This window comes from Amaricoccus sp. (assembly GCF_017993425.1).
GTDB lineage: Bacteria > Pseudomonadota > Alphaproteobacteria > Rhodobacterales > Rhodobacteraceae > Amaricoccus.
In genome coordinates, this window is record NZ_JAGOMQ010000090.1 from 1 (window position 1) to 3,247 (window position 3,247).

Genomic DNA, 3,247 nt, shown 5'->3' on the forward strand with positions numbered 1-3,247 from the left:
AGGCGCTGGCGGCGATCCTCGGCGGGCAGGTGACGGTGGGCGTCTCGGGCTGGGGCGAGTTCGAGAGCCAGGTCGAGGCGGGGCAGCTTCGGCTGCTGGCGGTCTCCGGCGAGGAGCGGCTCGCGGGCGTCGACGCGCCGACGCTGAAGGAGGCGGGGGTCGACGTGGCGCTGGAGAACTGGCGGATGGTGGCGGCCGGGCCGGACCTGACCGACGAGCAGAAGGCGGCGATCACGGCGGACATCGAGAAGCTGGCGACCTCGGAGGCCTGGAGGCAGGAGCTCGCCACCCGCGGCTGGGACGATCGCTTCCTCGCCGGCGAGGCCTTCCAGACCCAGCTCGCCGCCGACATCGAGCAGACCAAGGCCATCCTCACCGACATCGGGCTCGTGCAGTAGGCCGCGCGGCGGCCCGGCGCCTTTTGGCCCGGGCCGCCGCCGATCCGGGCGGCCCGCGGGCGCGCCCGGATCTTTCGATCTCATCAATCCCGTTTGTTATCAGGGACGTCGCCCCTTCGCACGGGTGCGCAGCGGGCCGGTCGCCCCGTCCCGGCGTCAGCCGTGGCCGATCGAGGTGAAGGCCTGCGGGTCGATGCCGAGGCGGCGGAGGTCGCGCGCCAGCGGCGGGCGGCCGCTCTCGACCGCGCCCGAGGCGGCGCGGGCCGCGTCGACGGCCAGGAGGGCGTCCACGACGCCGGCCAGGAATTTGCGAAAGCCCTTCATCTCGTCACTCTCCACTCGTCCGGCGTCGCGCCGGGTCGACCGGAGACTTAGGCCTCGCCCGCGCCGGGAGCGAGCCCCCGGCGCGCAACCCCGCCATGCGCCAAGCTCAGGACGGCGGGGCCGGGCCGGCGGGGTCAGGTCCGCCGCAGGTCGGGCGGCGTCGCCTCGTCGGCGAAGGCGGCGACCGCCGCCTTGAGCCCGAGGACCTCGCTCCGCTGCTCGCCGAGGCGGCGCACCGAGACGGTGCGCTCCTCGACCTCGCGCAAGCCCACGGCGAGGATCGCCGGCACCTTGGCGAGGCTGTGCTCGCGGACCTTGTAGTTGATCTTCTCGTTGCGCAGGTCGGCCTCGGCCCGCACCCCGCGCGCCCGCAGCGCCGCGACCACCTCCTCGGCGTAGCCGTTCGCCTCGGAGACGATCGGCGCCACCACCACCTGACGCGGCGCGAGCCACAGCGGGAAGCGGCCGGCGTAGTGCTCGATCAGGACGCCGATGAAGCGCTCGAACGAGCCGAGGATCGCCCGGTGCAGCATGTAGGGCCGATGCCGCGCCCCGTCCTCGCCGACATATTCCGCGCCCAGCCGCTCGGGCAGGTTCGGGTCGACCTGGAAGGTGCCGCACTGCCATTCCCGCCCGATCGCGTCGGTCAGCTTGAAGTCGAGCTTCGGCCCGTAGAACGCCCCTTCGCCGGGGTCGATCTCGTAGCGCCGGCCGACCTTCTGGATGGCGTTCTCCAGCGCCGCCTCGACCTTGTCCCAGGCCTCGTCCGAGCCGATGCGCACCTCCGGCCGGGTCGAGAGCTTGATGTCGAAGCTCTCGAAGCCGAGGTCGGCGTAGACCGAGCTGAGGAGGTCGATGAACGCCGCGCATTCCGTCTCGATCTGGTCCTCGGTGCAGAAGATATGCGCGTCGTCCTGGGTGAAGCCGCGCACGCGCATCAGGCCGTGCATCGAGCCCGAGGGCTCGTAGCGGTGGCAGGCCCCGAACTCGGCGAGGCGCAGCGGCAGGTCGCGGTAGGACTTCAGGCCCTGGTTGTAGACCTGGACGTGGCAGGGGCAGTTCATCGGCTTCAGCGCGTTGACGCGCTTCTCGCGGGCGTGCTCCTCCTCGACCTCGGCGATGAACATGTTGTGCTGGTAGGTCTCCCAGTGCCCGGAGCGCTCCCAGAGCACCCGGTCCACCACCTGCGGCGTGCGGATCTCGCGGTAGCCCGCGGCGATCAGCCGGCGGCGCATGTAGTCCTCGACCACGCGCCAGATCTTCCAGCCCTCGGGGTGCCAGAACACCATGCCCGGCGCCTCCTCCTGGAGATGGAAGAGGTCCATCTCCCTGGCGATGCGCCGGTGGTCGCGCTTCGCCGCCTCCTCCAGCCGGTGCAGGTAGGCGTCGAGGTCGGCCTTGGCGCGGAAGGCGACGCCGTAGATGCGCTGGAGCATCGGGTTGCGCGCATCCCCGCGCCAGTAGGCCCCGGCGATCGAGGTGAGCTTGAACGCGTCGGCCGGAACCTGCCCGGTATGGGCGAGATGCGGGCCGCGGCACAGGTCCTGCCACGGCCCGTGCCAGTACATGCGGATCGGGTCGGCGGCGGGGATCGCCTCGACGAGCTCGACCTTGTAGCGCTCGCCCGTCGCCTCGTAGTGCCGGAGCGCGCGGTCGCGGTCCCAGACCTCCGTCCGCACCGGGTCGCGCTTCGCGATGATCTCGCGCATCCGCGCCTCGATCAGGGCGAGGTCGTCGGGGGTGAAGGGCTCGCTGCGGTCGAAGTCGTAGTACCAGCCGTTCTCGATCACCGGCCCGATGGTGACCCTGGTGTCGGGCCACAGCTCCTGCACCGCGCGGGCCATGATGTGGGCGCAGTCGTGGCGGATCAGCTCGAGCGCCGCCTCGTCCTTCGCGGTGACGATGGCGAGGCGGGCGTCGCCGCGGATCGGCGTGGAGAGGTCGGCGAGGCGGCCGTCGATCCGCGCCGCCAGCGCGGCCTTGCCGAGCGACTTCGAGATGTCGGCGGCGACGTCGCCGGCGGTGACCCCGGCCTCGTAGCGGCGGACGGCGCCGTCGGGCAGCGTGACCGCCACCTCGCGCGCATCGGGGGCAAGGTCGGTCATCGCGGCCTCCTTCGGTTTCGGCGCCTACGGCACGCCCGGGTCCAGGGACGGCAGCGCTAGTCCCCGGCCCCTTTGCTGTCAAGGCGCACGCCCGTCGGGGGATCGGCCGTCCTGGAGAATCGACGGAGCGCCTTTGCGCTCCGGAGTCGGACTCCCCGCCCGCGCAAGCGCGGGCGGGGCCCCTGCGCGCTGTTGCGCGCCGTTCTCCCCACCCCCCTTCCCCCCGCCCCCAGGGGCGGGGGAACCTGCACGATAGGTCAGGGGAAGAAGGAAGAAGGAAGAAGGAAGAAGGAAGAAGGGAGAAGGGAGAAGGGAGAAGGGAGAAGGGAGAAGGGAGAAGGGAGAAGGGAGAAGGGAGAAGGGAGAAGGGAGAAGGGAGAAGGGAGAAGGGAGAAGGGAGAAGGGAGAAGGGAGAAGGGA

At 71.6% G+C, this 3,247-nt stretch carries 4 protein-coding genes; 2 read left to right on the forward strand and 2 right to left on the reverse strand.

What is annotated here, in order from left to right; all coding sequences use genetic code 11:
* Nucleotides 1-398 (forward strand): tripartite tricarboxylate transporter substrate binding protein (locus KBB57_RS19930; RefSeq protein ID WP_290754119.1); only part of this gene is annotated, 398 nt, incomplete at its 5' end.
* A 156-nt stretch (nucleotides 399-554) separates the two neighbouring features.
* Here KBB57_RS19930 and KBB57_RS19935 read toward each other — a convergent pair.
* Entirely contained in the window at nucleotides 555-722 is a 168-nt protein-coding gene (locus KBB57_RS19935; RefSeq protein ID WP_290754122.1) for a hypothetical protein, read from the reverse strand.
* A gap of 134 nt (nucleotides 723-856) precedes the next feature.
* Nucleotides 857-2,827 (reverse strand): threonine--tRNA ligase, encoded by a 1,971-nt coding sequence (gene thrS / locus KBB57_RS19940; protein WP_290754125.1) that lies wholly within the window; start codon nucleotides 2,825-2,827, stop codon nucleotides 857-859.
* A 192-nt stretch (nucleotides 2,828-3,019) separates the two neighbouring features.
* On the opposite strand from thrS, the gene KBB57_RS19945 reads away from it, so the two are divergent.
* On the forward strand, nucleotides 3,020-3,247 hold a 228-nt coding region (locus KBB57_RS19945), incomplete at its 3' end, for a hypothetical protein (RefSeq protein WP_290754127.1).